General features: G+C 63.0%; 5 protein-coding genes and 1 pseudogene. 4 read left to right on the top strand and 2 right to left on the bottom strand.

The features are described 5' to 3' along the window. Positions 1 to 168: 168 nt before the first annotated feature. From guaA to OZ411_RS42450, 3 genes and pseudogenes are all read left to right on the top strand, one after another. Positions 169 to 1767, top strand: a complete 1599-nt coding sequence (gene guaA, locus OZ411_RS42460; protein WP_282532732.1) for a glutamine-hydrolyzing GMP synthase — start codon at positions 169 to 171, stop codon at positions 1765 to 1767. Next, positions 1767 to 3035 carry an Hsp70 family protein gene (locus OZ411_RS42455; protein WP_282532731.1) on the top strand — a complete coding sequence of 423 codons (1269 nt, stop codon included), beginning with the start codon at positions 1767 to 1769 and terminating at the stop codon, positions 3033 to 3035. Before guaA ends, OZ411_RS42455 begins: the two co-directional genes overlap by 1 nt. A gap of 31 nt (positions 3036 to 3066) precedes the next feature. Continuing rightward, positions 3067 to 3268, top strand: a pseudogene (locus OZ411_RS42450) (GMP synthase (glutamine-hydrolyzing)); the annotation flags it as partial. Positions 3269 to 3531: 263 nt separating this feature from the next. On the opposite strand, the gene OZ411_RS42445 reads toward OZ411_RS42450, so the two are convergent. Together OZ411_RS42445 and OZ411_RS42440 are read right to left on the bottom strand one after the other, a co-directional pair. Continuing rightward, on the bottom strand, positions 3532 to 4131 hold the full coding sequence (locus tag OZ411_RS42445) for an NADPH-dependent F420 reductase (protein ID WP_282532730.1): 600 nt from the start codon (positions 4129 to 4131) through the stop codon (positions 3532 to 3534). A 41-nt stretch (positions 4132 to 4172) separates the two neighbouring features. Further along, a complete protein-coding gene (locus tag OZ411_RS42440) occupies positions 4173 to 4907 on the bottom strand; it encodes an SDR family oxidoreductase (RefSeq protein WP_282532729.1) in 735 nt (244 codons plus the stop codon). A gap of 286 nt (positions 4908 to 5193) precedes the next feature. On the opposite strand from OZ411_RS42440, the gene OZ411_RS42435 reads away from it, so the two are divergent. Continuing rightward, positions 5194 to 5499, top strand: a 306-nt coding sequence (locus OZ411_RS42435) for a LysR family transcriptional regulator (RefSeq protein WP_282532728.1), incomplete at its 3' end; no start/stop codon positions are given.

Genomic DNA, 5499 nt, shown 5'->3' with positions numbered 1-5499 from the left:
CTCTCCGATGGTTCGAGTGTGGAAACCCAAACCTACCGGAAAGGGCGCGCTCACCGCCCCATGGAATCTACGAGCTGTCGGCAAAACCCCGTGGATGGCCGTCACCAGCCCGCACCCGCCGCCCCCGGGAGGGTTGCGATGCCGCCCCCCGTCGCGTATCTGCTGTCCATGACAGCCGCCAAGCCCGACCGCTCGCCGTCGACGCCCTCCGTGGCCTCGGCGCATGACAAGATTCTGATTGTCGATTTCGGCAGTCAGGTGACGCAATTGATCGCCCGCCGCGTCCGCGAGGAGGGCGTCTATTCCGAGATCGTGCCATTCCAGAAGGCGGAGGCCGCCTTCAAGGACATGAAGCCCAAGGCGGTGATCCTCTCCGGCGGCCCGGAATCGGTGCATGAGGAGGGCTCGCCGCGCGCGCCGCAGCTCATCTTCGACTCCGGCGTCCCCGTGCTCGGCATCTGCTACGGCCAGATGACCATGGCCGCCCAGCTCGGCGGCGAGGTCGAGGGCGGTCACCACCGCGAGTTCGGCCGCGCCGATCTGGAAGTAAAGACCGCGAGCAAACTGTTCGACGACACCTGGTCGATGGGCGAGCGCCACCAGGTCTGGATGAGCCATGGCGACCGCATCACGAAGATGCCCCCGGGCTTCACGGTGGCCGGCATCTCGGCCAACGCGCCGTTCGCGGTGATCCAGGACGAGAAGCGGAAGTATTACGGGTTGATGTTCCACCCCGAGGTGGTGCACACGCCCGACGGCGCCAAGCTCCTGCGCAACTTCGTCCGCAAGGTCGCAGGCCTCACCGGCGACTGGACCATGCGCGCCTTCCGCGACGAGGCGATCGAGAAGATCCGCGCCCAGGTCGGCAAAGGCAGGGTGATCTGCGGCCTCTCCGGCGGCGTCGATTCAGCGGTCGCGGCGGTGCTGATCCATGAAGCGATCGGCGACCAGCTCACCTGCGTCTTCGTCGACCATGGCTTGCTCCGGCTGAACGAGGCCGAGACCGTCGTCGACCTGTTCCGCCATCACTACAACATCCCGCTCGTTCACGTTGATGCGTCGAAGCAATTCCTCGGCGAGCTCGCAGGGGTCACCGACCCCGAGCAGAAGCGCAAGACCATCGGCCGCCTCTTCATCGACGTGTTCGAGCAGGAGGCCAAAAAGATCGGCGGCGCCGAATTCCTGGCGCAGGGCACGCTCTATCCCGACGTGATCGAAAGCGTCTCCTTCACCGGCGGCCCGTCGGTGACGATCAAGTCGCACCACAATGTCGGCGGCCTGCCCGAACGCATGAACATGAAGCTGGTCGAACCGTTGCGCGAACTGTTCAAGGACGAAGTCCGCGTGCTCGGCCGCGAGCTCGGCCTCCCCGAAGCCTTCGTCGGCCGCCACCCCTTCCCAGGCCCCGGCCTCGCCATCCGCTGCCCCGGCGACATCACATGCGAAAAGCTCGACATCCTCCGCCAGGCCGACGCCGTCTACATCGACCAGATCCGCAAAGCCGGCCTCTACGATGCGATCTGGCAGGCGTTCGCGGTGCTGCTGCCGGTGAAGACAGTCGGCGTGATGGGCGATGGGCGGACGTATGAATACGTCGTCGGCCTGCGAGCGGTTACGTCGACTGACGGCATGACGGCGGACTTCTATCAGTTCGACATGTCGTTCCTGGGGGCGACGGCCACGCGGATCATCAACGAGGTGAAGGGCGTGAACCGCGTGGTGTACGACGTGACGAGCAAGCCGCCGGGGACGATTGAGTGGGAATAATTCACGCCCGCCCGGGGGCGATTTGCGGTCTGGATTTTGGGACATCGAACACTACGCTTGGCACAATCATTGGCAATAGCCCGGTGCTGGCTGCGCTTGAGGGCGCTCACGTCACGGTTCCAAGCGCAATCTTCTACAAAGCCGACGCCGGCACCCATATTGGCCGTCGTGCCATCGAAGCTTATGTAGAGGGTGACGCCGGGCGACTGATGCGCAGCCTCAAATCGGTGCTCGGCACGACGCTGATCGACGAGACCACCCGCGTCGGCCGCGCGCGCGTTAGCTTCCGTGATGTCATCGCTTACTATATTGGTGCGGTGAAGCGGCGCGCGGAAGAGGTCATCGGACACCCTTTGTGTCACGTCGTACATGGCCGCCCGGTACACTTCGTCGATGACAATCCGACTGGCGATGCCAAGGCGGAGGCGACTTTGCGCGATATAGCCAAGCAAGTCGGCTTTGGTGACATCTCATTTCAGTTCGAGCCGATCGCAGCGGCGCTTGACTACGAACGTCAAATCGGGACCGAGGAAATCGCGCTGATCGCCGATATCGGCGGGGGAACGTCGGACTTTTCAGTTGTTCGGTTGTCGCCGGAGCGGCATCGCCACGCCGAGCGCAAGGACGATATCCTGGCCAACGACGGCGTCCGCATCGGCGGCACCGATTTCGATCGGTATCTCAGCCTTGGTGTCGTGATGCCGTTGCTCGGCTATCGCTCGGCTATGAAGCGGGAGGATCTGGAAGTCCCGTCGAGCTATTTCCACGACCTCGCGACGTGGTCGAGCATCAACCGCATGTATGACTCAAAAGTCATCAGCGAAATACGTCAGGTGCGTTATGAGGCGAAGCAGCCGGAATTGCTCGATCGTCTGGTGCGGGTGCTCGACGAGCAGCGCGGACACACGCTTGCGATGGATGTCGAAGGCGTCAAGATAGGGCTCTCGGAGACGCCGAAATCCAACATCGCGTTGGAGTGGATTGAGAAGGGCCTGGAAGCCGAGGTACGACGCAGGGATCTGGTCAGTTACACCCAGCGTCTTGCCGACCGCATCGAGGCGCGGATAGACATTTGCCTGAAGCAGGCCGGCCTTGCGGGAGCCGACATCGACGCGGTGTTTCTGACCGGAGGGTCGGTTCAACTGGCCCATGTCCGCAAGGCAATCACGGCGAAACTGCCAGCGGCGCGGGCGATTGATGGAGATACGTTCGGGGCTGTCGGCAAGGGACTGACCATCGAGGCCGCACGGCGTTACGGGACCTCTTAACCTCAGGGGCTTTCATGCCGGCCGCGAGCCCGTGATGGGCGACGGCCGGACGTACGAATACGTCGTCGGCCTGCGCGGTGACCTCGACCGACGGCATGACGGCGGACCTCTATCGGTTCGACATGAGCTTCCTCGGGGCGACGGCGACGCGTATCATCAACGAGGTGAGGGGTGTGAACCGGGTGGTGTACGACGTGACGAGCAAGCCACCGGGGACGATCGAGTGGGAGTGAAGGGGAGTACCGTGGAGTAGTATCGGATAGCAGAGGACACTCGAGCGAATCCTAGGCCATCGATAGTAGTCGATAGATTCTAGGCGACCCGCAGATCTGCCGCTCTGTCGGGCGTCTCCCCGCTCTTCGAACGGCGCCCATACGCCGTCAGGCCCACCCCAACCTTCGCGACTTTGTGGCCTTCAAATATTCGGTCGCGCGCTGCTCGAAGAAGTTAGCGCGCGCGACCAGTTCTCGGCGTCGATCACACGGTCGTAGATCGATTACTGCTCCTTCTTGAACAAATCCTGGAAGATGAGCTGGCCCCAAACGCGGCCGCGTGCATGCACCAGCGCGCCACCCTCGTTGAGCTTTCCCAGCTTGACGGGTGCAAACCCGAGTTGTTTGGCCAAGGCCACCACGGGAGCGGTCGCGTCCTCGTCGTCGCTCGACAGAAAGACGACCCGGTGGCCGCCCTCGACGATCGGATCGGCAGCCAGGGTGGCCGCAATCAGGTGATTGAAACCTTTCACGAACTTGGCGCCGGTGAACGCCTTCGCGACGAAGGCGGAGGACGGGAGACCGTCCAGCTCTTCAAGAGGAACTAACGCGTTCATCGCGTCGATGACCGTCTTGCCTTTCCAGCTCGACAGGGCCTTCGCAACCTCGCGATGCTCCCCGAACGGGACCGCCAGGATGATTGTGTCGGCCTCGAGCGCATCTTGCAGCGACTTGGCGACGACCATGGGTCCAATCGCCCGAGCCTGCGGCGCCAATGCCTCGGGCGGTCGGCGGCTCGCGACGGTCACGTCGATGTTTTTACGGGCGAAGGCGTGGGCGAGGGCCTGGCCTATCTTACCGAATCCTACAATTGCATAGCTCATAATGCTTCTCCGATCCGTGTTGATATTGATTCCCCGGCCTTTCAGATGGCCGAGAAGCCGCCGTCGACAGACAACTCCACCCCATTCACGAAGCTCGAATCGTCCGAAGCAAGAAACAGCGCGACCGCCGCAATTTCCTCTGGACGACCCATCTTTCCCCGCGGGATCAGGGATTCGAACATCCGCTTCGCCTCCTCGGTGAGAACTTGGTCCTGCATCGGTGTGGCGATCGGCCCCGGGCTCAGCACGTTCACCCGGATATTCCTGCCCTTCAGTTCGTTGAGCCAAGTGCGTGCGAATGAGCGCAACGCCGCCTTGCTCGCCGAATACACGCCGTAACCAGGAAAACCTTTCACCGAAGCAACTGATCCGGTCATGAAGATCGATCCGCCATCGTTGAACAGCGGCAACGCCTTCTGAACCGCAAACAGCGTGCCGCGCGTATTCAGGCCGAAGGTCGCATCGAAGTGCTGTTCGGTAATCTCGCCCAGTGGGACGGCTTCGCCCATGCCGGCGCTCGCGTACAGGACGTCGATCCTGCCCTTTTCCCGCTTGACCGTGTCGAACAAACCGTCGAGGTCGTCGAGATTGGCCGCGTCGCCGCGCACGCCGGTCACGTTCCGGCCAATCAGCTTGACGGCCTCATCGAGCGCCTCCTGCCTCCGGCCCGTGATGAAAACATAAGCGCCTTCTTCAACGAACCGCTTGGCGCTCGCCAGCGCCATGCCGCTCGATCCACCCGTGATGACTGCAACCTTGCGCTCAAGCTTTCCCATGACTTCTCCTTTCGGCTTTCCTCAGTTGCCCCCAAGCATTCGTCCGGGGACGGTGTCGAGGCTGAAATGGGTCCGGCCGCGTCAGGCGTTCAGTGCGGAAGTTCGCACATCGGTGGTGCAAAATCGAACCAGGCGAGCTAGTAACTTCAGCCACGGCATGCGGTGTGCGCGGTGAGCGACGCCTCAGGCGCCAAAGTCGCCGCCCCACTTGTCCGAGGACGAGACGTTATTCGATGGTATTGGACACGGGCTTTGGAAGGCGCACCCCGCGGTGCCGGATTGCACCATGATCGACTGGGATGACGTTCGCTACTTTCTCGCCGTCGCGCGCGGAGGCTCGGTGCGGGCTGCCGCCGAGCGCCTCGGTGTGAACCACGCGACAGTGCTGCGACGCATCGCCCAGCTCGAGGAACGCCTCGGGGTCCACATGTTCGAAAAGCTGCCTTCGGGCTACCGCCTGACGGCTGCAGGCGAGGAGGTCCTCGAGTTCGCGGACCAGATGGAAGCGTCGTCGCACCAGCTGGAGACGCGCGTCTTCGGGCGCGACCAGAGCGTGCGCGGGCGTCTGCGGGTGACGCTGGCGCCGCCGCTC

Source organism: Bradyrhizobium sp. Arg237L (assembly GCF_029990105.1).
Taxonomy (GTDB): domain Bacteria; phylum Pseudomonadota; class Alphaproteobacteria; order Rhizobiales; family Xanthobacteraceae; genus Bradyrhizobium.
The sequence above is the reverse complement of the archived record's forward strand: the minus strand, read 5'-3'. Positions and strand labels throughout refer to the sequence as shown.

Bases quoted from the DNA above. Each gene is read 5' to 3' on its own strand.
- guaA (WP_282532732.1), top strand. From the start codon at position 169: ATGACAGCCGCCAAGCCCGACCGCTCGCCGTCGACGCCCTCCGTGGCC.
- OZ411_RS42445 (WP_282532730.1), bottom strand. From the start codon at position 4,131: ATGAGCTATGCAATTGTAGGATTCGGTAAGATAGGCCAGGCCCTCGCC.
- OZ411_RS42440 (WP_282532729.1), bottom strand. From the start codon at position 4,907: ATGGGAAAGCTTGAGCGCAAGGTTGCAGTCATCACGGGTGGATCGAGC.